Below are 20,390 nucleotides of genomic sequence, written 5' to 3' on the forward strand. Positions count from 1 at the left end.
GGCCTCAATCGCGCGCGGAGATCGACCCATGACCCTGCGAATCGACGCCCATCAGCATTTCTGGAACCCGGCCCGCGGCGACTACGGCTGGCTTACGCCTGAGCTGCAGACGCTCTATCGCCCGTTCTCGCCCGATGACCTCGAACTGCTCATCGAGGAGGCCGGCGTCGGCGGTACGGTGCTCGTGCAGGCGGCGCCCACCGTGGAGGAAACCGAGTACATGCTCGGCCTTGCGGACGCGACCGACTGGGTGCTGGGCGTGGTGGGCTGGGTCGACTTCAACGACCCCAAGCACATCGCCCACGTGGACCGTCTGGCCCGGCACAAGAAGCTGAAGGGATTCCGGCCCATGATCCAGGACATCCCGGACGTGGACTGGATGCTGAAGCCGGAGCTCGACTGGGCCTTCCGCTGCCTGGTCGCGCACGACCTGGCCTTCGACGCCCTGGTGCGGCCCGAGCACCTGGACAATCTGCTCGCCCTGCTCACGCGCTATCCCGATCTGCGCGCAGTGGTGGACCACGCCGCCAAGCCCCGCATCCGCGCCGGCGCCTTCGACGAGTGGGCCGGACCCATGGCCCGCATCGCCCGGGAAACGGACGCCAAGTGCAAGCTCTCCGGCCTGGTCACGGAAGCCTCGGCCAATTGGAGCGCCGAGTCGCTTCAGCCCTATGTCGACCACCTCCTGGAAGTGTTCGGGCCGGGACGCCTGATCTGGGGCTCCGACTGGCCGGTCTGCACGCTGGCGTCGAGCTATCAGCGGTGGGTGGACGCCACGGAGGAATTGCTGACGTCCTGCAGCGCCGGCGAGCGCCTGGCGATCTTCGGGGGCAACGCCGCCTCCTTCTACCGCCTGGGCGCAGTCTAGGGCTTCCCCGGACGATCCCCGTCATCGCGAGGAGCAAGGCGACGAAGCGATCCAGCTTCGGTGCGCCGACTCGCCCCTCACGCCGCCGCGCGGCTGAGCGCCTGGTCCATGCATTCCAGCGAGGCGCTCGCCCCTTTGCGGGCCATGAGCACGCAGGAGCGCGGCACCTCCTGCCAGCCCGGTTCGGCGCGGTCGAGGGGCTCCGACACGATCACCAGCCGGTCGCCGTGATCGCGCCAATACAGCGTCGCGGGCTTGCCGTCGCTGGCCCAGCGGAAGGCGTAGAGGTTCTCGCCGTCCGTCAGCGCCGCCGTGAAGCGCAGGGCCTCCCGGACCTTCGCCTCGGCCATCATGGCGGTCACCCGGGCCACGGTGCGCGCCATGGCGCCGACCGGATCCTCGGCGAGGCCGTCCGCCAGCGCCGCGAGGAAGATCGCCTCGCTGTCCGTCGTGCCGCCCCGGTTCTCATACAGTTCGTCGGGGATCAGGGCCTCCAGCTTGCGCCGCACCGCCTGGTAGCCGCCGATCTGGCCGTTGTGCATGAACATCCATTGGCCATGCACGAAGGGGTGGCAGTTGGCCCGGGTGGTCGCCGTGCCGGTGGCCGCGCGCACATGGGCGAAGAAGAGCCCGGATCGCACCTGAGAGCACAGCGACCGGAGGTTCTCGTCCGACCAGGCGGGGCGAAGTTCACGATAGACGCCCGGCTCCGGTCGGGCGGCGTACCACCCGATCCCGAAGCCGTCGCCGTTGGTGCCGGTCTTCGCTTCCTCCGCATGCAGCGATTGATGCACGAGCGAGTGGCACGGCGCGCAAACGAGCTCTTCCATGAAGACGGGATCGCCCCGGTAGGCGAGGAATCGGCACATGGGTCCATCCCAGCGATGCTGCCTGTGATCGATAGCCTGCCGGGGCCGGCCTGAACAGACGGTTAACGCGCCTTAACTGGTTTTCGGAAGGCTGAAAGTTGTTGGCTACTCTGCAATCCTGTTGAATGGCGCGCCTGTCGTTTTTCAAGGATTCGCATGCCCGCCAGACTGCTCGCCGCCCTCGCCCTCGCCCTCGTCGCCGTTCCGGCCGCACCCGCCTGGGCCGCCGAGGGTCTCGAGGGGGCGAAGCTCGGCGTTCAATGGGCGCTGCCCTTCGCCGGCATCCTGCTGTCGATCGCGCTCGGGCCCTTGCTGTTCCCTCATGTCTGGCATCACCACTACGGGAAGATCGCGGCCGGCTGGGCGTTGCTCGCAGCCGTGCCGCTGGTCCTGTTCCAGGGCGCAGGCCCCGCCTCGGCCGCGATCCTGCACACGCTCCTGACCGAGTACCTGCCTTTCATCCTGATGCTGTTCGCGCTGTTCACCGCCGCAGGCGGGATCGTGGTGGCCGGCAACATCCACGGCTCGCCGGGCATGAACACGACCCTGCTGGCGCTCGGCTCGGCGCTCGCCAGCGTGATCGGGACCACCGGCGCCTCCATGATCCTCATCAGGCCGCTTCTTCGGGCCAACGACAACAGGCGCCACAACGTCCACGTCTTCGTGTTCTTCATCATGCTGGTGTCGAACATCGGGGGCTCGCTGACCCCGCTCGGCGATCCGCCGCTGTTCCTGGGCTTCCTGCGTGGCGTCGACTTCTTCTGGACCGGCAAGACCCTCTGGCCCGAGACGCTGTTCGCCGTGGCCGTGCTGCTGGCCCTGTTCTTCGCGGTCGACGCCTGGACCTACTCGCGCGACGCCGCATTCCGGGCGCTGCGCGATCCGACGCCTGACAAGCCGATCCGCCTCCGGGGACTGGTGAACGTTCCGCTCATCGCCATCGCGATCGGCGCCATCCTGGTGAGTGGCGTCTGGCGACCCGGGATCGAGCTGAGCGTCATCGGGGTGCATCTCCCCCTGCAGAACCTCGTCCGCGACGCGGTCATGGTCGCGGTAGGCTGCCTCTCCGTCGCGGTCACCCGCAAGGAACTCCGCAAGGCCAACGATTTCCAGTGGGAGCCGATCCTCGAAGTCGCCAAGCTCTTCGCCGGCATCTTCGTCTGCATCATCCCGGTCATCGCCATGCTGCAGGCGGGGAGGGAGGGCGTGTTCGCTCCTCTGGTCGGGCTGGTGACGCGCCCTGATGGCTCGCCCAGCCCTGCGGCCTATTTCTGGATGACCGGGCTGCTGTCGTCCTTCCTCGACAACGCGCCCACCTACCTGGTCTTCTTCGAACTGGCCGGCGGCGACCCGGCCCACCTCATGGGACCCTACGCGGCCACCCTGGCGGCCATCTCGCTTGGGGCGGTGTTCATGGGGGCCAACACCTATATCGGCAACGCGCCGAACTTCATGGTCTACGCCATCGCCCGCGCCGGCGGCGTCCGGATGCCGAGCTTCTTCGGCTACATGCTGTGGTCGGGCGGCCTCCTGCTTCCGCTTTTCGCCCTCCTCACCTGGCTGTTTCTCTGATCGTCAGGCCGTGAACCCGGCGCGCATGAGCCGGACGATCGCGAGGTCCAGGGCGGACAGGAAGGCGGAGCGGTCCTTGGGCGAGAAGGGGCGCGGCCCGGAAGTCGTCTGCCCGGCGGAGCGGAGCTCTTCCATCAGGTTGCGCGTGGCCAGCGCCATGCCGATGGAGTCGGGCGTGAACGGCTTGCCCGTCGGCCCGATCACGTCCGCCCCGGTCTTCACGCAGCGGCTGGCGAGCGGGATGTCGGCCGTGACCACGACGGTCCCCCGGCGGGATCGCTCCGCGATCCAGTCGTCGGCCGCGTCGGGCCCGGCCGGAACGACGACGCGCTCGAAAAGCGGATCGCGCGGAACCTGCAGGAAGCTGTTCGCCACCACGAAGACCTTCGTCCGCCGCCGGCCGGCGACCCGGTAGACCTCGTCCTTTACCGGGCAGGCGTCCGCGTCCACCAGGATCTCGATGGTCGTCGTGGCCTGGTCCAAGCTGTTCTCCAACTTTCGTCGAGCCCGTTCGGCCCATCTAATCGATACACTTACGGTTGTTTTTCCTGGGAAAACAGGGATTCGGTGGAATGCCCTCGTTTTCCCGCAAACGGGCTGAAATCCCCATTTTTCGCATGGCAGCCATCCCGCAGGGCTGGACTTAATCGGTTCGATACCCTTAGAGTGCGCGCCAGCCGGTCGAAGGGGCTCCCAGCGCTTAGCTCAAGGGCTCTCGCCGACGACGCGGGCGAACCGCATCTGGTCGGCGGCCAACGATTCCGGCGCAAGAGCCAGGACCCCTTGGGGGAGGAAACGATGAAGAAACTGCTCGTGGGCGCCGTTGCGTCCATCGCCATGTTGGCGGGTGGCCAGGCGTTCGCCCAGGAAAAGCTCACCGTGTGGTGGGTGAAGGGCTTCTACAAGGCCGAGGATGACGCCCTCTTCGAGGCGATCAAGAAGTTCGAAGCCAAGACCGGCGTGAAGGTCGATCTGTCCCAGTACGCCGTGCAGGACATGATCCCGAAGACCGTTTCCGCTCTCGACGCCGGCAGCCCGCCGGACGTGGCCTACGCCGACGTTTACGACTTCCAGGTCGCCGCCAAGTGGGCCTATGAGGGCCGGCTCGCGGACATCTCGGACGTGATCAATCCGATCAAGGACCAGTTCGCCCCGAACACGGTCGAGACGACCTACCTGTACAACGACAAGGACAAGAAGCAGGCCTACTACGCCTTCCCGCTGAAGCAGCAGACCATGCACATCCAGTACTGGATCGACATGCTGCAGAAGGCCGGCTTCCAGGAGTCCGACATTCCGAAGGACTGGAAGGGCTACTGGAACTTCTGGTGCGAGAAGGTGCAGCCGGCCTACCGCAAGGCCGCCGGCTCCCGCGCCTACGGCATCGGCCAGCCCCTCGGCGTGGACTCGTCGGACAGCTTCTATTCGTTCCTGACCTTCATGGACGCCTATAACGTCAAGCTGGTCGACGACAAGGGCAAGCTCCTGGTCGACGACCCGAACGTGAAGAAGGGCCTGATGGGCGCCCTCGAGGACTACACCGCCCCCTACACGAAGGGCTGCGTGCCTCCGTCCGCCACGTCCTGGAAGGACCCGGACAACAACGTCGCCTTCCACAACAAGACGATCATCCTGACCCACAACGCCACGATCTCCATCGCGGCCAAGTGGCTGGACGACATGAACAACCCGACGCTGACCCAGGCGCAGCGCGACGAGGCCAAGCAGAACTACGAGCACAATATCCGCACCGCCGGCTTCCCCAACAAGCCCGACGGAACGCCGATGCAGTACCGCACGGCCGTGAAGGTCGGCGTGGTGTTCGAGCAGGCCAAGCAGAAGAAGCTCGCCAAGGACTTCGTGAGCTTCCTCCTGCAGGAAGAGAACCTGCAGCCCTACGTCGAGGGCGCGCTGGGTCGCTGGTTCCCGGTCACCAAGAAGGGGCAGGAGAGCCCGTTCTGGCAGGCCGATAGCCACCGCAAGTCGGTCTACAACCAGTACAAGGCCGGCACCGTGACCTTCGAGTTCACCAAGAACTACAAGTTCACGATCCTCAACAACGAGAACGTCTGGGCCAAGGCCGCCAACCGCATCCTCAACGAGAAGGTGCCGGTCGACAAGGCGACGGACGAGCTCATCGCGCGCATCAAGGAAGTTGCGGGCTCCTGAGCCCCTCCATAACCCGGACAATGCGGCGGTCGCCCCCCGGGGCGACCGCCGAATTCACACTTAAGGGCGACCCCCGATGACCACCGCCAGCCTGACCGACTCCGCGAGCCTCGGCGCGACGAGCCCCAAGAAGGGCCTCTCCGCCTGGCAGACCTGGGGCATCATCCTGGTCACCCCCTATCTGCTCGTCTTCGCCTTCTTCGTCGTCTACCCGGTGCTCTACGCGTTCTGGCTGGCCCACAAGCCGGAGAGCTACGTCCACCTCTTCAACGACCCGATTTTCGTCCGCTCGATCTGGAACACGCTGGCCTTCCTGATCATCGGCATCAATCTCAAGATGATCGTGGCCCTCCTGCTGTCCGGGTTCTTCATGAACGAGCGGAAGTGGGTGAAGGCCCTGTCGGTGATCTTCATCCTGCCCTGGGCGGTGCCGTCCATCCCGACCATCCTGTCGGTGCGGTTCATGCTCAACCCCGAGTGGGGCGTGATCAACCAGCTGATCTTCCGCTTCACCGCGGAGGACGGCCCGAACTGGCTGAACGACCCGCAACTCGCCCTGTTCCTGGCCATCCTGGTCCACATCTGGAAGTCGCTGCCGTTCTGGACGCTGATCCTGCTGGCGGGCCGCCTGGCGATCTCCGGCGACCTCTACGAGGCCGCGTCCGTGGACGGCGCCAACAGCTGGCAGAAGTTCCGCTTCGTCACCTGGCCGTCGATGCAGCAGCTCTACCTGACCTGCACGATCCTCTCGATGATCTGGACGCTCGGCGACTTCAACAGCGTCTACCTGCTCACCGGCGGCGGACCGGCCGACCTCACGCACGTTCTCGCGACCCTGGGCATCCGCTACCTGCGGCTCGACCAGGTCGACCTCTCCATGGCCACCATCGTGTGCGCCCTGCCGATCATCCTGCCGCTCGTCTACGTCATGATGAAGCGTCTCTCGAAGTGAAGGCGTAGGACCCGTGAAGACCTTCTTTCGAACCGCCAGCAACGAGGCCAAGCTGCTCCTGGTCGGCATCCCGGTGCTGATCTGGACCCTGCTGCCGATCTACCACCTCTGCCTGTTCGCGTTCTCGGACAAACAGTCCGCCTTCTCGGGCGCGCTGTTCCCGGCGCACCCGACCCTGCGCAACTTCGAGGTCGTGTTCGGGCAGAAGCACTACTTCCTGCACCTGTTCTGGCAGCAGCTGTTCAACTCGGTGTTCATAGCCCTGGCGACGGGCGCGCTGACGCTGCTGGTGGCGACCTCCGCCGCCTTCGCGATCTCGCGCCTCAAGGTGAAGGGCGGCCGCACGGTGCTGAACCTGGCCCTGTTCACCTACTTCATCCCGGCCGCCTTCCTTGCGGTTCCGATGTACCGCACCATGGGCCTCTACGGCCTGCTCAACAGCCAGTGGGCGCTGATCCTCGCCATGGTGACCATCGCGTCCCCCTACGCGATCTGGGTGCTGAAGCAGGCGTCGGACAAGCTGCCATACGAGCTCGACGAGGCCGCCGTCATGGACGGCGCCACGCCCATGCAGCTCTTCCGGCTGGTTTACATCCCGCTGATGCTGCCCTCGCTGGTGGCCGTCGGCACCTACGCGATCCTGCTCGCCTGGAACGAGTACCTCTACGCGTTCCTGCTCCTGTCGAAGGACACGCAGATCACCCTGCCGGTCGCGCTCGGCAACTTCCTGGCGGCGGACGACTCGCCCTGGGAGCTGCTAATGACCACCGGCCTGATCTACGCCTTGCCGCCGGCGGCCATGTACTATGCGGTGAAGAAATACATGGTCGGCGGGCTCACGGCCGGCGCCGTGAAGAGCTGATCCACACAGCCCCTGCCGCGCCCGCGACAGGGGCTCTTTTTTTGGCTGGCCGCCCCGGCGTCACAGGCCGGGCCTGATGGGGGAACGAATATGAGCCCACGCCCGCTCGTCCTGGTCACCGGCGGCAGCCGCGGCATCGGCGCGGCGACCGCCCGCCTTGCCGCAGCCCGCGGCTACGATGTCGCCATCAACTACGCCGGGAACCGCGCCGCCGCGGAAGCCACGGCCGAGGCCTGCCGCGCCGCCGGGGCCCGGGCCGAACTCTTCCAGGGCGACATGGCGCTGGACGCCGACATCGCGCGCGTCTTCCGCGAGGTCGACGAGCGCATGGGCCGCATCGACGCCCTCGTGAACAACGCCGGGATCACCGGCCTGGCCAGCCGCCTCGACGAGGCCGACCCGGCCGAGATCCGCCGCGTGGTCGACATCAACGTGACGGGCGCGATCCTGGTCGCCCGAGAGGCGGTGCGCCGCATGGCCCCGCGCCATGGCGGGACAGGCGGCTCGATCGTCAACCTGTCGTCCGCCGCCGTCCGGCTCGGCGCCCCCGACACCTACGTGTGGTACGCGGCCTCCAAGGGGGCCATCGACAGCCTCACGATCGGCCTCGCCCGCGAGGTCGGGGTCGATGGGGTTCGCGTGAACGCGGTCGCCCCCGGCCTGATCGAAACCGACATCCACGATTCCGCCGGCCTGTTCGGCCGCCTCGCCCAGCACGGCCCCAGCGTGCCGCTCAAGCGCTCCGGCTCGGCCGAGGAAGTCGCCAAGGTGATCCTGTTCCTCCTCTCGGAGGAAGCGTCCTACGTCACCGGCGCGATCTACGACGTCACCGGCGGGCGCTGAGCGCCGATTGCGTCGTCTCCGCTTGCATGCTGGGGCCAGCCACCCAGCCGTCATCCCCGGCCGGAGCCGCGCAGCGGCGGAGGGGAAGGGGATCCAGGGCAGCCGACCCAGTCCCCTGGATCCCCTTCCCGCGCCTGCGGCGCGCTGGGATGACGGCGCCGAGCCAATCAGCAGCGGCCGCTACTGCCCCACCTTGCTCAGCACGTCCGCCTTCAGGAAACGCTCGATCACGAGCATGAACAGCACTGAGGGGACCAGCAGGATCAGCGCCGTGATGGAGGCGATCTGGTAGTTGCCGCCCATGCTGGCGTTGTAGAGCAGCAGCGGCAGCGTCGTGACCTGCGGCACGCCGACGAAGAACGTGCCGGTGAATTCGTCGAGCGACTCCAGGAACACGAAGATCGCGCTCGCCACCACGCCCGGCGCCGCCAGGGGCAGGGTGACGGTGAGAAACGTCCGCAGCGGCCCGGCCCCGATGTTGCGGGCCGCAAGCTCCAGGTCGCGATCCACAGCCGCGAAGGCGGCCGTGGCGATCCACACCGAGTAGACGAGCCCGTGCGCCGCGTGCACCAGCACCACCCCCGGGACCGTGCCGGCAAGGCCAATCGAATAAAAGATCCGCGCCACGTTGATGTAGATGGCGACGGAGGGAAACGCCTGCGGCAGCAGGAATGCGATCATGATCGCGGTGCGGAACGGCAGCCGCAGCCGCGCCAGCGCGTATCCGGCCGGCACGGACACCGCCAAGGCGACCAGCACCGTCAGCAGCGCGATGCCCACGCTCGTGGCGAGAGACGCCATGGCGTCGCCTGTGGGCCGGAACACCACCTCCCAGTAGCGCGTGCCGTAGGTGACCGGCAGCTTGTGCGGCGTGTACCAGCGCTCGGCGACCGACCACAACGCCAGGTTCACCAGGGGTCCGATCAGCCAGAACGCGAAGGCCGCCAGGCCCAGCACCTTCAGCACGGTGGCGACGGGCCCGCGCAGCCGCGACAGCGTCGCCGGGGTCTCCCGGGGGAGGGGGATCTCTTGCGCGGTCACGCGGCCGCCTCCTTCCGGATGGACTGCCGCAGGTAGAACCACGCCGCCAGCCCGGTGATCGCATACGAGATCACTCCCAGCGCGTTGGCGACCGGGTAGTCCCCGTAGGCGTTGATGCGGAAGGCCATGTCGACGGTGAGCATGGTGGGCTGCGAGCCCGCCACCATCATGGGTACGGACAGCACCGACATGGTGGTCACGAAGGAGAGCACCAGAGCGACCAGCAGCGTCGGCATGACCTGCGGCAGCACGATCTCGACCAGCACGCGCAGCCGCCCGGCGCCCAGGTTGCGCCCCGCCTCGATGGTGGCCCGGTCCAGCGACGCCATGGCCCCGGCCAGCAGCAGCGTCACGAAGGGGGCCTGCTTCCACACGAAAGTGATCACGATGCCCCGCCAGTCGAGCAGGCTCGCCGTCTGCAGCGGGTCGAGGAGGCCCATGGCCACGAAGCTGTTGTTCATCAGCCCGTTCTTCGCCAGAAAGGTGCGCATGCACTGGCCGGCTACGATGAACGGGATGAACAGCGGCCAGCGGTAGAGGGCCCTCAGCGCGCCCACCAGCCAGGGAGTCTCTCCCAGCGTCAGCACGCCCGCGATCGCGACCGCCGCGACAGCAGTCAGCGCTCCCGCCAGCAGCACGATGAACAGCGTGTAAAGGATGTCGACCGAGTAAAGGTCGAACGCCTTGCCGAAGTTCGCCAGGCTGAGCACGCCCTCATGCGTGAAGGCCGTCACCAGCGAGAACCCGAGCGGATACAGGAACAGCGCCGCGACCAGCGCCAGCGCCGGGGCGACGAGCCCGAGGGCGAGGAAGCGGGAGTCCGTCATGCCGCCGCTCGATGGCAAGATGCGCCAAGTCCGTCATGGCCGGGCTTGTCCCGGCCATCCACGCCTATGCCCCGCGCGTGGACCCCCGGGTCGAGCCCGGGGATGACGGCGGGCTGAGATACGAGGCCAGCCACGAGCCCGAGGGCGAGGAAGCGGGAGTCGGTCATGCCGCCGCTCGATGGCAAGATGCGCCAAGTCCGTCATGGCCGGGCTTGTCCCGGCCATCCACGCCTACGCCCCGCGCGTGGATCCCCGGGTCGAGCCCGGGGATGACGGCGGGCTGAGATACGAGGCCAGCCACGAGCCCTTGGGCGAGGAAGCGGGATTCGGTCATGGTGGCCATGGAAGCTCCTGCCGCGCCACTCCGCCATTGCGAGCGAAGCGAAGGAATCCAGAGCCGGCATAGGCCCAGCCGTTCTGGATTGCTTCGTCGCTTCGCTCCTCGCAATGACGGCGGAGGGTCATCCGAAATCCCGCGCTGTCTCAGTTCGCCACCTTCTTCTCGTAGCTCTCCAGGATGTCGTTGAAGTAGGGCGCGATCGGGAAGGGCTTGCCCTTGCTGGACAGGTCCGCCGGCGTGATGTCGGTGAAGAGCTTGTTCCAGTCGGCCTTGTCGAGCTTGCCTTCGAGGTTCTGGGCGTCGATACCCGGGTACCAGTTGAACTTCTTCACGATGCCCTGGGCCTGCACCTCGGGGCTGGTGGCGAGCGCGATGAAGTCCTCGGCGAGCTTCTTCTGGGCGGCCTTGGCCGGCACCGCGTAGTACATCGGCTGCCCGGGCATGCCGGGCGCCACGAGCTTCAGCTTCATGTTGGGCGGCAGCTTCCCGTCCGCCTGCCAGGTGTAGAACATGTCGACCCAGACCGGCCCCATGGCGATCTCGCCGCGGTTCAGCATGTCGAGCGTGCCGGCGTTGCCGGGGGTGATGACGACGTTCTTGTTGAACTCCTTCAGGTCGGCCAGGGCCTTGTCCCAGCCCGCCTTGGCGGAGGCGTCGTAGGGGCCCTTCAGCAGCTTGTCGCCGTCCTGCCCGAAGGCGTAGATCCAGCCGGCCACGAAGGCCACGCCCGACATGCCTCCCTTGATGCCGTTGTAGCCGAACTGCTTCGGATGCGCCTTGGCCCAGGCCGCCAGCTCCGGGTAGCTGTTCGGCACGTCCTTCACCATGTCGGCGTTGTACGCGATGGCCGTCTGCGAGTGGAACATCGGCATCACGTAGCCGGACACGTCAGCGCCCAGCGAGTTCTCTGCCGTGTCGCGGGTCACGAGCTTGCCGGTCGGGATGTCGCCCCGGTACTTGGCGAGCAGGGCGTCCTTGGCCATGTCGCCCGCCATCTTCTGGTGGATCACCACCACGTCGAAGTCCCAGGCGGGCGCGTTCGCCGCCTTCTGGGCGCTGAGCTTCTCGAAGATCTTCTGCGAGCCGGAGTCGCCCGGCCCGGTCCCGACAGCCACCACCTTCACGCCGGGATGGCTCTTCTCGAACAGCGGTCCGAGATAGTCCTTGATGTAGTCGACCATGTTCTGGTCGCCGGCGGTGGCGACGTTCAGCGTCTGGGCCGAAGCCGGCGCGGCCAGCGCGGCCGAAACGGCGAGGGCGAGGAGTGCGGAGCGCATCGAAGGTCCTCCAGCGAGCCGGCTCACGACGGTGAGGCCGGGAAGAAATGCAGGTTGGCGAGGGGAAGGCGTACGCCGACCGGCGTGCCGAGCTCGTGGTAGCCGGCGTCCTTGACGGTCAGGTGACGCCCGCCGGCGTCCACGCCGTAGCGATAATGACCGCCCGGATAGGCCCGCGTGGCGACGACGCCGGGCAGGACGATCGCCTCGCCGGGGGCCGCATCGGGAGCGGTGAGCGTGGCGGCCTCCTCCCGGAAATAGGCGACCACGGGCCCTGGCGACGGGGCCGCCTCAGCCTCGCCGGCCCAGGCGGCCGGCTCGGGCATTCCGGGGGCTTGCAGGCGCAGCGCCCCATCCGGGCCCGGGACGGCGTCGAGGTCGATGCGGTTCTCGGCGCCCAGGAAGGTCGCCACGAAAGGCGAGGCCGGGTGGTGGTAGATCTCCTCCGGCGGCCCGACCTGCGCGATGCGGCCCCCGTCCATGATGACGACGCGGTCGGCCATGGTCATGGCCTCCTCGCGGTCGTGGGTCACGTGGATGGCCGCGAAGCCCAATCGCTTTTGCAGCGCCTTGATCTCGTAGCGCAGCTGCAGGCGCACCTTGGCGTCCAGGTTGGACAAGGGCTCGTCGAGCAGCAGCAGGGCGGGGTCGACCGCCAGAGCCCGGCCCAGCGCCACGCGCTGGCGCTGGCCGCCCGAGAGGTCCGTGACCTTGCGGTCCTCCAGTCCCGTCAGGTTGAGCATGGCGAGCAGCGCGCCCACGCGGCGCCGGATCTCGTCCTTGGCGATCCCGCGCAGCTTCAGCCCGTAGCCCATGTTGCCGAGCACGGTCATGTGCGGCCACAGCGCGTAGGACTGGAACACCATGGCGACGCCGCGCTTTTCCGGCGGCAGCCCGGCCACGTCCTGCCCGAAGAGGCGGATCGCCCCGGAGGTCGATTTCTGGAAGCCCGCGATGGTGCGCAGGAGCGTCGTCTTCCCGCAGCCCGAAGAGCCCAGGATGGCGATGAACTCGCCCGGCGCGACCGACAGGTCGATCCCGTGCAGGACCGTGGTCGCGCCGTAGCCCGCGGTGAGACGATCGACTTCGATCGCCGCGCGGCCGTGTCCTCCCATGACGCTCTCCTTCGGCCGACGCCGGAGACGCTTATTGGTTGTGCATGACAGTGAAGCGACAAAAACGAGCTTTGGCTAGAGGGGGAATTGACCGCGTCGGTTCGCGCCGTGACCGCCCGCTCGCTTGCGCCCCGGCGGGGGATCTGCTTTGTCCGCCCCATGGCGGCTCCACCCCTTCTCCTGCTCCAAGACATCGCCCTGACCTTCGGCGGCACGCCCCTCATCGAGAGCGCGGACCTGTCCGTCGCGCCCGGCGAGCGGCTGTGCCTCGTGGGCCGCAACGGATCCGGCAAGTCCACCCTGCTGAAGATCGCCGCCGGCCTCGTCGAGGCCGACCGGGGCACGCGCTTCGTGCAGCCCGGCGCGACCGTGCGCTACCTGCCCCAGGAGCCGGACCTCGCCGGCTTCAGGACCACGCTCGCCTACGTGGAGGCGGGCCTCGGCCCCAGCGACGATCCTTACCGGGCCCAGTACCTGCTCAACGAACTCGGCCTGACCGGCGAGGAGGATCCGGCCAGCCTGTCCGGCGGCGAGGGCCGCCGCGCCGCGCTGGCCCGCGTTCTGGCGCCCGAGCCCGACATCCTGCTGCTCGACGAGCCCACCAACCACCTCGACCTGCCCGCCATCGAGTGGCTGGAGAACGAGATCCGGACCATGCGCTCGGCGCTGGTGCTCATCAGCCACGACCGGCGCTTCCTGGAGACGCTGTCGCGCGCCACGGTGTGGCTCGACCGCGGCCGCACCCGCCGCATGGAGAAGGGTTTCGCCAGCTTCGAGAGCTGGCGCGACGAGGTGCTGGACCAGGAGGAGCAGGAGGCCCACAAGCTCGACCGCCGCATCGTCGCCGAGGAGCACTGGGTGCGCTACGGCGTCACCGCCCGGCGCAAGCGCAATGTCCGCCGCATGGCGGAGCTCGCCACGATGCGCCAGGAGCGAACCGAGCGCCGCAAGGCGGCCGGCGGCGTCCGCCTCACGGTCAGCGAGGGTGACGTGTCCGGCAAGCTGGTTGTCGAGGCGCTCGGCGTCGGCAAGAGCTACGCCGACCGCCCGATCGTGCGCGACTTCTCCACCCGCATCCTGCGCGGCGACCGCGTCGGCTTCGTGGGGCCCAATGGCGCGGGCAAGTCCACCTTGCTGAAGCTCCTCACCGGCGCGCTCGCGCCCGACGCCGGGACCATCCGGCTCGGCGCGAACCTCCAGATGGTCATGCTGGAGCAGGGCCGCGACAGCCTCGACCCCAACCTCGGCCTCGCCGAGACGCTCACCGGAGGGCGCGGCGACACCATCCTGGTCGGCGGCCAGCCCAAGCACGTCGTCAGCTACATGAAGGACTTCCTGTTCTCGCCCGAGCAGGCGCGCACACCCGTGGGCGTGCTGTCCGGCGGTGAGCGCGGCCGCCTCACCCTGGCGCGCGCCCTCGCGCAACCCTCCAACCTGCTGGTGCTGGACGAGCCCACCAACGACCTGGACCTCGAGACCCTGGACCTCCTCCAGGAGATGCTGGCCGACTACCCCGGCACCGTTCTCCTCGTCAGCCACGACCGCGACTTCCTCGACCGCGTCGCCACCTCGGTGATCGTGTCCGAGGGCGAGGGCCGCTGGCAGGAATACGCGGGCGGCTACTCCGACATGGTCGCCCAGCGCGGCGAAGGCGTCACCGCCCGCGCCGCCCCGGCGCCTGCGCCGAAGCCGAAAGAGAAGGCGGCCTCCGAGCCCGCGCCGGCGCCGTCCCCGACGGCCCGCCGGAAGCTGTCCTTTAAGGACAAGCACGCCCTGGAGACGCTGCCCGCCACCATGGACAGGCTCACAACCGAGATCGCCCGGCTGCAGGAGAAGATGGCGGACACCTCCCTCTACACCCGCGACCCCGCCGGCTTCGCCAAGCTTTCGGACGCCATCGCCAAGGCCCAGGCCGACCTCCACCACGCCGAGGAGGAGTGGCTGCGCCTCGAAATGCTGCGGGAGGAGGTCGAGGGCTGACCTCCTCCGTCCTTGCGGGGAGCGCAGCGACGAAGCACACCAGGGGCTCGCCTCGCGGCCCTCGCGACCACGTGCTCAAACCGGCCGCACGTCCACGCTCACCGAAAGCGTATGCCCGGCGGAGGACAGGACCACGCCCGAGGACGGCGCCACGTCGGCGTAGTCCCGCCCCACCGCCAGGATCACGTGGTCCTCCCCCGCCAGAATGGCGTTGGTCGGGTCGAAGCCGATCCAGCCGAGACCTGCGCCGCACCACGCCGAGACCCAGGCGTGGGTGGCGTCCGCGCCGACGAGAGCTTCGGCGCCGGGCGGCGGGACCGTGCGCAGGTAGCCGCTCACGTAGAGCGCCGGCAGGCCCAGGCTGCGCAGGCCGGCGATCATTAGGTGGGCGAAATCCTGGCAGACCCCGCGCCGGCTCGCCAGGACCTCGGCGACAGGGGTCGAGACCTCCGTAGCCCGCGGATCGTAGGCGAAATCCGCATGGATGCGCCGCATCAGGTCCGACACGGCTTCCACGGTCGGCCGGCCCGGCGCGAAGCTCACGGCCGCATAGGCGGCGGCCTCCTCCGACACAGGAGTATGCCGGGCCCCGAACAGCCCATGGACGGGCGAACTCGAACCGAGATCCTGGGACCCGGCCGCGGCGGCGCGAACGGCCTCCCAGGGCTCGGACAGCATCGGCGCCGGCCGGCCCGGCGCGGCCTCCACAGTCGAGACGGCCCGGATGGTGAGCGTCTGGTGCGGCTCCGCGAAGGCGAGGTTCACGCTCAAGTTGCCGAAGAAGTCTCGCGACCGGGTGCTTTCGACGGGCTTCGGGGAGATCTCGAGGGCGTGGGCCAGGACCCTCTGGCCATCCCGGGTGGCCGGCTCCAGGTGCAGCTGGCAGCGCGCGAAGGAGGCCCGGCCGTCGTAGTCGTACACGGTCGTGTGGACGATCTCGTAGATCACGCGCGCTCCTCCGCCGGGGGCGGCGTCTGCGCGAAGAACCGGGCGGTGATCTCCGTCGACAGCTCCATCAGCCTGTTCTCGACGGCGAGGATGTCGTCATGCCCGAGATCCTGCACGTCCGTGACCCGCAACGTTGTGGCCAGTTGCAGCGCGATCTTTTGCGGCAGGTCGAGCGCCGCGTGGGTCGGCAGGTTGCTCAGCGCCGCCAGGTGGTCCTGGATCCGCGCCACCTGGAAGGCGACGGCGCGCGGGTTGCCGTCGTCCAGCGCCACCAGGTCGACGACAGGCAGGCGCAAGGCCCCCATCAGGTACCGCGACCGATAGGTGATCTGGCTGTCGGTGATCTCCAGCAGGGCGTCCAGGCTTGCCGGATCGGCCTCGAGGCCCGCAAGCCGGCGCACGCAGCGCCCGGTCAGCACCCCGCGCTCGATGCGGCGCCCGATCTCCAGGAAACGCCAGCCCGACAACCGGTTCATGTTCTCCTGCACCAGGCCCGAGAAGGCGGCCATCACGCGCAGGGCCTGGTCGGCGAGGTCGAGCGATTCCGCCGGGGTCACGCTCACGCCCTCATGCTCGAACAGAGCCGCGAGGTCCGCCAGCGCCCGCACGGCGTCCGTGGACAGGCGGTCCCGAGTCACGGAAGCCGTCCGCCGCGCCTCTCCCAGGAGCCGCAGCACGGATCCGGCGCTGAACGAGGAACGCAGCGCCTGGTCGATGATCGCCGGCGCCCCCGGGCCGCTCGCGGGCGCGGCGGCCCCCCAGGCGAGCAGCAGGTCGCAGAGTCGCCCGACCGCCTCCCGGGCAGGCCCTGCAGCCTCGTTGCTCTCCACCAGGAGGCCCGCCAGGCAGCGCACGACCCGAACCGTCGCCTCGGCCCGCTCCAGGTAGCGTCCCAGCCAGAACAGGTTCTCCGCCGCCCGGCTCGGCAGGTATCCGGTGACGCGGCGAATGGCCGGCTGCGCGGGCGATGGCAGCAGCGTCACTTCCTCCACGGGCTCCCCGGCCGTGATCCACACGTCGGCCGAGCGGTCCCCGAGCTGCATGGAGAGCGCCCGCGCATCGGCCGAACCGGACACCCGGCAGAACCCGCCGGGCAGGACCTCCCAGCCGTTCTCCGTCGCCGCCACATAGGCGCGCAGCGTGAAGGGCCGGGGCTCCAGCCGGCCATCGCGCCACACCGGCATGGTGGAAAGGCGCACCACCTCCTGGCCCACGACGTCGAAGGGCCGCCGCTCGAGCAGCGCGTCCAGCCTGGCCCGCGCCTGCGCGTCCAGTTCGAATCCCGGCGTCGGCTCCGGCGCCAGCGGCCATCCGGGCCGCGCCGAGAAGGCCGGAGCGATCGCGAGCGTTTCGATATGGGCGCGCACGTGCTCCCGCTCGGCCGGCTGGCCGCACCACCAGGTGGCGATGTTCGGCAGGCTGAGATCCCTGCCCAGGACCTTGCGGGCGAGGGAGGGGAGGAACCCCAGCAGGGCGCGCGATTCCAGCACGCCCGCGCCGAGCGGGTTGGCGAGCACGACCTTGCCGGCGCGCACCGCCTCGACGAGCCCCGGGACTCCGATCTGGGACGAATGCTCCAGCTCCACCGGATCGGCGAACTCGGCGTCGAGGCGCCGCACCAGCACGTCCACCCGCTTCAGCCCCGCGATGGTGCGCACGAAGACGGCCCCGTCCCGCACGGTGAGGTCGCCGCCTTCGACCAGGAGGAAACCGAGATAGCGCGACAGGTAGGCGTGCTCGAAATAGGTCTCGTTCAGCGGCCCGGGCGTCAGCAGGCAAATGCGCGAGGCTTCGCGGCCGGCCTGGGCGGCCAGCGCCGAGCGCCAGGTCTGGAAGAACGGCGCAAGGCGCCGCACGTTCATGGCGCCATAGAGCTCCGGCAGCGCGCGCGACAGCGCCACCCGGTTCTCGAGCGCGTAGCCCATGCCCGACGGCGCCTGGGCGCGGTCGCCCAGCACCCACCAGCGCCCGTCGGGGCCGCGGCCAAGGTCGGCGGCGTAGACCTGCAGGCGCCGGGAGCCCGGGTTGGGAAGGCCCACCATGGGCCGCAGGAAGTCCGGGCTCCCGGCCGCCAGCGCGGCAGGGAGGGCGCCGTCTCCGGCCAGCCGGCCCGGCCCGTAGATGTCCCTGAGCAGGGCGTCCAGCAACTCGGCCCGCTCCACGAGGCCGGCCGCGATGGCCGACCACTCGGCGTCCGGGATCACCAGCGGCACGTGGCTCAGCGGCCAGGTCCGCTCGCGACTCTCGCCCTCGTCGTAGACCCGGTAATAGACGCCCGAGTCTCGCTGGTGCCGGTCAGCCAGCGCGAAGGCGCGCTCCACCTCTTCCGGATCCCCCACAAGGCGCTCGAGCACTGGCCGCCAGTGCGGCCGCAACCGCCCCGCCTCGTCGACGAGTTCATCCCGGATGCCCGGCAGCGGCCGGTAGCCGGCCAGCAGCGCCGGCGCGCGGTCGGTGTGGGCGGGGAGGGGGGCGGTGGTGGACACGAGGCTCTTCTGGTTGGGACAGTCCCGCGCCGTCCGGCGGCTCAGGGTCAGACAATCGGATGGGGCACGCAAGGGCCGTGCCGCAGCTCGGTGCTAGTGCGCCGGGGAGGACGTCTCGCGCAAGCCCGGAGCAACCGCCCTTGCGCCGCCGCGTTGCGGGTGCACGCTTTCGATCCGCGCAGAAACAGCCCGGCGCGCGACTGTTCGAGCCGCCGGCGCCAGATTGGCTTGACCCAAGGAGAACCCCATGGCCGAGACCCGCACCGAGACCGACAGCTTCGGGCCGATCGAGGTCCCGGCCGCCCATTACTGGGGCGCCCAGACCCAGCGCTCGCGCCAGAACTTCGCAATCGGGGTCGAGAAGATGCCGCCCGCGCTGATCCAGGCGCTGGTGACGGTCAAGAAGGCCGCCGCCCTGGTGAACAAGGACCTCGGCGAACTGGATCCCAAGCTCGCCGACGCCATCGTGGCCGCGGCCGACGAGGCCCTGGCCGGCCGCTTGCCGGACGAGTTCCCGCTCGCCGTCTGGCAGACGGGCTCGGGCACGCAGACGAACATGAACGTCAACGAGGTGCTGGCAGGCGTCGCCAATGAGCGCCTCGCCGGCAAGCGCGGCGGCAAGGCGCCGGTGCACCCCAACGACCACGTCAATCGCGGCCAGTCCTCCAACGACACCTTCCCGACTGCCATGCACGTCGCCGCCGCGACCGAGATCGAGAAGCGGCTCCTGCCCGCCCTGGAGAAGCTGCACGCCGCGGTCGAAGCCAAGGCCGAGCAGTTCGCCTCCGTGGTCAAGATCGGCCGCACCCACACCCAGGACGCCACGCCCCTCACGCTCGGCCAGGAGTTCTCCGGATACGCCGCCCAGGTCGAGCTCGGCATGGCGCGCATCCGCGCCGCCGCGCCGCAGCTTTATCCGCTGGCCCAGGGTGGCACTGCGGTGGGCACCGGGCTCAACGCGCACCCGCGCTTCGCCGAGGCGGTGGCGGCCAGGATCGCCGAACTGACCGGCCTGCCTTTCGTGACGGCGCCCAACAAGTTCGAGGCGCTGGCCAGCAACGATGCGCTGGTCTTCGTCCACGGCGCGCTGAACGCGCTCGCGACAGGCCTGTTCAAGGTAGCGAACGACATCCGCTTCCTGGCCTCGGGCCCCCGCTCGGGCCTCGGCGAGATCACCCTGCCGGAGAACGAGCCGGGCTCGTCCATCATGCCCGGCAAGGTCAACCCGACCCAGTGCGAGGCCATGACCATGGTGTGCTGCCGGGTGTTCGGAAACCAGACGGCCGTGACGGTCGCCGGCAGCCAGGGGCATTTCGAGTTGAACGTCTATAAGCCGGTGATCATCGACGCGGTCCTCCAGTCGGTCCGCCTGCTTGCCGACGCCTCCGACAGCTTCCGCGAGCACTGCGTCGACGGCATCGAGGCCAACACGGCCCGCATCGACGAACTCATGCGCCGCTCCCTCATGCTGGTCACCGCCCTCGCTCCCACGATCGGCTACGACGCCGCCGCCAAGCTGGCCAAGACCGCCCACCAGAACGGCACCACGCTCCGCGAGGAGGCCCTGCGCCTGGGCCTGGTCTCGGAGGAGGATTTCGACCGCATCGTCCGCCCGGAGACCATGGTGGGGAATGGCTGAACAGACGCGCCTCCCTTCACCCGCGCCAGCAAGAGAGGGAGGACACGTCCTCTCCCCGCGTCATCCCCGGCGGCGCGCAGCGCCGGGAAGGGGACCCTGGGCCACCGCGCAACCGCCGGGCGCGCCCCACCCTCCGGTTGAGGGGGAGAGGAGCCTGCCCTCGGGCTTGACCCGAGGAGCCTGCCCTCGGGCTTGACCCGAGGGTCGACGGCCGAAGGCCGGTGGGGTGGGGTGACTGCGCCCGGCGAGGGCGCGTGCGGCTTGCCCAAAGCTGGTGTTCCACGCCCGGCCTTCACCCCACCCCGGCCCTTCGGGCCGACCCTCCCCCTCGAAGGGGAGGGTGGGAAGGCGTCCAGCCGCGTCGCCGTCCTCCAGCCGGCCTCGTTCTCTCCCCCGTCATCCCCGGCGGCGCGCAGCGCCGGGAAGGGGATCCAGGGCCGCCGCGCAACCGCGGGCGCGCCTTTCCCTGGTCGGGCAAGAGGGTCAGGTTGAGGGCCGGGCCGATGCCGCCCCTCCCTCCCGCGCGGCGCGAGATATCGGTGGCCCGTGGCCCCTGGATCCCCTTCCCGCGCCTTCGGCGCGCCGGGGACGACGGCGGAGGC

At 69.2% G+C, this 20,390-nt stretch carries 18 protein-coding genes; 8 read left to right on the forward strand and 10 right to left on the reverse strand.

The features are described 5' to 3' along the window. The first annotated feature begins 28 nt into the window (after positions 1–28). On the forward strand, positions 29–868 hold the full coding sequence (locus SLNSH_RS16700) for an amidohydrolase family protein (RefSeq protein WP_245422389.1): 840 nt from the start codon (positions 29–31) through the stop codon (positions 866–868). A gap of 77 nt (positions 869–945) precedes the next feature. On the opposite strand, the gene SLNSH_RS16705 is transcribed toward SLNSH_RS16700, so the two are convergent. Continuing rightward, on the reverse strand, positions 946–1,737 hold the full coding sequence (locus SLNSH_RS16705; protein WP_106338143.1) for a class II glutamine amidotransferase: 792 nt from the start codon (positions 1,735–1,737) through the stop codon (positions 946–948). Between the two features lie 156 nt (positions 1,738–1,893). Between SLNSH_RS16705 and SLNSH_RS16710 the strand changes: the two genes are divergently transcribed. Then, positions 1,894–3,309, forward strand: a complete 1,416-nt coding sequence (locus SLNSH_RS16710) for a sodium:proton antiporter (RefSeq protein ID WP_106338144.1) — start codon at positions 1,894–1,896, stop codon at positions 3,307–3,309. A 3-nt stretch (positions 3,310–3,312) separates the two neighbouring features. Here the strand turns inward: SLNSH_RS16710 and SLNSH_RS16715 are convergent, their stop codons facing one another. Next, the gene (locus tag SLNSH_RS16715; protein ID WP_106338145.1) at positions 3,313–3,792 is read right to left on the reverse strand and encodes a YaiI/YqxD family protein; all 480 of its coding nucleotides are present in this window, start codon (positions 3,790–3,792) and stop codon (positions 3,313–3,315) included. Positions 3,793–4,107: 315 nt separating this feature from the next. On the opposite strand from SLNSH_RS16715, the gene SLNSH_RS16720 reads away from it, so the two are divergent. The 4 genes from SLNSH_RS16720 (at position 4,108) to SLNSH_RS16735 (ending at position 8,135) form a co-directional block, all read left to right on the forward strand. Beyond that, entirely contained in the window at positions 4,108–5,478 is a 1,371-nt protein-coding gene (locus tag SLNSH_RS16720) for an ABC transporter substrate-binding protein (RefSeq protein WP_106338146.1), read from the forward strand. Positions 5,479–5,554: 76 nt separating this feature from the next. Beyond that, on the forward strand, positions 5,555–6,430 hold the full coding sequence (locus SLNSH_RS16725) for a carbohydrate ABC transporter permease (protein WP_106338147.1): 876 nt from the start codon (positions 5,555–5,557) through the stop codon (positions 6,428–6,430). A gap of 13 nt (positions 6,431–6,443) precedes the next feature. After that, entirely contained in the window at positions 6,444–7,292 is an 849-nt protein-coding gene (locus SLNSH_RS16730) for a carbohydrate ABC transporter permease (RefSeq protein ID WP_106338148.1), read from the forward strand. A 90-nt stretch (positions 7,293–7,382) separates the two neighbouring features. After that, positions 7,383–8,135, forward strand: a complete 753-nt coding sequence (locus SLNSH_RS16735; RefSeq protein ID WP_106338149.1) for an SDR family oxidoreductase — start codon at positions 7,383–7,385, stop codon at positions 8,133–8,135. A gap of 180 nt (positions 8,136–8,315) precedes the next feature. Here the strand turns inward: SLNSH_RS16735 and SLNSH_RS16740 are convergent, their stop codons facing one another. From SLNSH_RS16740 to SLNSH_RS16760, 6 genes are all read right to left on the reverse strand, one after another. Further along, positions 8,316–9,101: an ABC transporter permease gene (locus SLNSH_RS16740; RefSeq protein ID WP_425353016.1), complete on the reverse strand. Its 786-nt coding sequence runs from the start codon at positions 9,099–9,101 to the stop codon at positions 8,316–8,318. Positions 9,102–9,172: 71 nt separating this feature from the next. Further along, complete coding sequence (locus SLNSH_RS16745) at positions 9,173–10,003, reverse strand: ABC transporter permease (protein ID WP_106338150.1); 831 nt, start codon at positions 10,001–10,003, stop codon at positions 9,173–9,175. Then, positions 10,000–10,170, reverse strand: coding sequence for a hypothetical protein (locus tag SLNSH_RS24935; RefSeq protein ID WP_158266791.1), 171 nt, complete (start codon positions 10,168–10,170; stop codon positions 10,000–10,002). The genes SLNSH_RS16745 and SLNSH_RS24935 overlap by 4 nt, the downstream gene beginning before the upstream one ends. Then, positions 10,167–10,346 (reverse strand): hypothetical protein, encoded by a 180-nt coding sequence (locus tag SLNSH_RS16750; protein ID WP_106338151.1) that lies wholly within the window; start codon positions 10,344–10,346, stop codon positions 10,167–10,169. Before SLNSH_RS16750 ends, SLNSH_RS24935 begins: the two co-directional genes overlap by 4 nt. Before the next feature lie 140 nt (positions 10,347–10,486). Further along, complete coding sequence (locus tag SLNSH_RS16755; RefSeq protein WP_106338152.1) at positions 10,487–11,620, reverse strand: ABC transporter substrate-binding protein; 1,134 nt, start codon at positions 11,618–11,620, stop codon at positions 10,487–10,489. A 23-nt stretch (positions 11,621–11,643) separates the two neighbouring features. After that, positions 11,644–12,735, reverse strand: a complete 1,092-nt coding sequence (locus SLNSH_RS16760; protein ID WP_106338153.1) for an ABC transporter ATP-binding protein — start codon at positions 12,733–12,735, stop codon at positions 11,644–11,646. A 159-nt stretch (positions 12,736–12,894) separates the two neighbouring features. Between SLNSH_RS16760 and SLNSH_RS16765 the strand changes: the two genes are divergently transcribed. Then, complete coding sequence (locus tag SLNSH_RS16765) at positions 12,895–14,715, forward strand: ABC-F family ATP-binding cassette domain-containing protein (protein ID WP_106338154.1); 1,821 nt, start codon at positions 12,895–12,897, stop codon at positions 14,713–14,715. Between the two features lie 75 nt (positions 14,716–14,790). Here SLNSH_RS16765 and SLNSH_RS16770 read toward each other — a convergent pair whose 3' ends face one another. Next, positions 14,791–15,663, reverse strand: coding sequence for a transglutaminase family protein (locus SLNSH_RS16770; protein ID WP_106338155.1), 873 nt, complete (start codon positions 15,661–15,663; stop codon positions 14,791–14,793). Next, on the reverse strand, positions 15,660–18,149 hold the full coding sequence (locus tag SLNSH_RS16775; RefSeq protein WP_106338156.1) for a circularly permuted type 2 ATP-grasp protein: 2,490 nt from the start codon (positions 18,147–18,149) through the stop codon (positions 15,660–15,662). The genes SLNSH_RS16770 and SLNSH_RS16775 overlap by 4 nt, the downstream gene beginning before the upstream one ends. A gap of 247 nt (positions 18,150–18,396) precedes the next feature. Here SLNSH_RS16775 and fumC point away from each other — a divergent pair, with 247 nt between their 5' ends. Continuing rightward, complete coding sequence (gene fumC / locus SLNSH_RS16780; RefSeq protein ID WP_106338157.1) at positions 18,397–19,788, forward strand: class II fumarate hydratase; 1,392 nt, start codon at positions 18,397–18,399, stop codon at positions 19,786–19,788. Positions 19,789–20,390 lie beyond the last annotated feature (602 nt).

It is taken from the genome of Alsobacter soli (assembly GCF_003004785.1).
In the GTDB taxonomy this organism is placed as follows: Bacteria; Pseudomonadota; Alphaproteobacteria; order Rhizobiales; family Beijerinckiaceae; genus Alsobacter; species Alsobacter soli.

What these genes read in the sequence shown, in the direction of transcription:
- SLNSH_RS16700 (WP_245422389.1), top strand. Translation starts at nt 29, where the DNA reads ATGACCCTGCGAATCGACGCCCATCAGCATTTCTGGAACCCGGCCCGC.
- SLNSH_RS16710 (WP_106338144.1), top strand. Translation starts at nt 1,894, where the DNA reads ATGCCCGCCAGACTGCTCGCCGCCCTCGCCCTCGCCCTCGTCGCCGTT.
- SLNSH_RS16760 (WP_106338153.1), bottom strand. Translation starts at nt 12,735, where the DNA reads ATGGGAGGACACGGCCGCGCGGCGATCGAAGTCGATCGTCTCACCGCG.
- SLNSH_RS16745 (WP_106338150.1), bottom strand. Translation starts at nt 10,003, where the DNA reads ATGACGGACTCCCGCTTCCTCGCCCTCGGGCTCGTCGCCCCGGCGCTG.
- SLNSH_RS16725 (WP_106338147.1), top strand. Translation starts at nt 5,555, where the DNA reads ATGACCACCGCCAGCCTGACCGACTCCGCGAGCCTCGGCGCGACGAGC.
- fumC (WP_106338157.1), top strand. Translation starts at nt 18,397, where the DNA reads ATGGCCGAGACCCGCACCGAGACCGACAGCTTCGGGCCGATCGAGGTC.
- SLNSH_RS16720 (WP_106338146.1), top strand. Translation starts at nt 4,108, where the DNA reads ATGAAGAAACTGCTCGTGGGCGCCGTTGCGTCCATCGCCATGTTGGCG.
- SLNSH_RS16705 (WP_106338143.1), bottom strand. Translation starts at nt 1,737, where the DNA reads ATGTGCCGATTCCTCGCCTACCGGGGCGATCCCGTCTTCATGGAAGAG.
- SLNSH_RS16750 (WP_106338151.1), bottom strand. Translation starts at nt 10,346, where the DNA reads ATGGCCACCATGACCGAATCCCGCTTCCTCGCCCAAGGGCTCGTGGCT.
- SLNSH_RS16765 (WP_106338154.1), top strand. Translation starts at nt 12,895, where the DNA reads ATGGCGGCTCCACCCCTTCTCCTGCTCCAAGACATCGCCCTGACCTTC.
- SLNSH_RS16735 (WP_106338149.1), top strand. Translation starts at nt 7,383, where the DNA reads ATGAGCCCACGCCCGCTCGTCCTGGTCACCGGCGGCAGCCGCGGCATC.
- SLNSH_RS16755 (WP_106338152.1), bottom strand. Translation starts at nt 11,620, where the DNA reads ATGCGCTCCGCACTCCTCGCCCTCGCCGTTTCGGCCGCGCTGGCCGCG.
- SLNSH_RS24935 (WP_158266791.1), bottom strand. Translation starts at nt 10,170, where the DNA reads ATGACCGACTCCCGCTTCCTCGCCCTCGGGCTCGTGGCTGGCCTCGTA.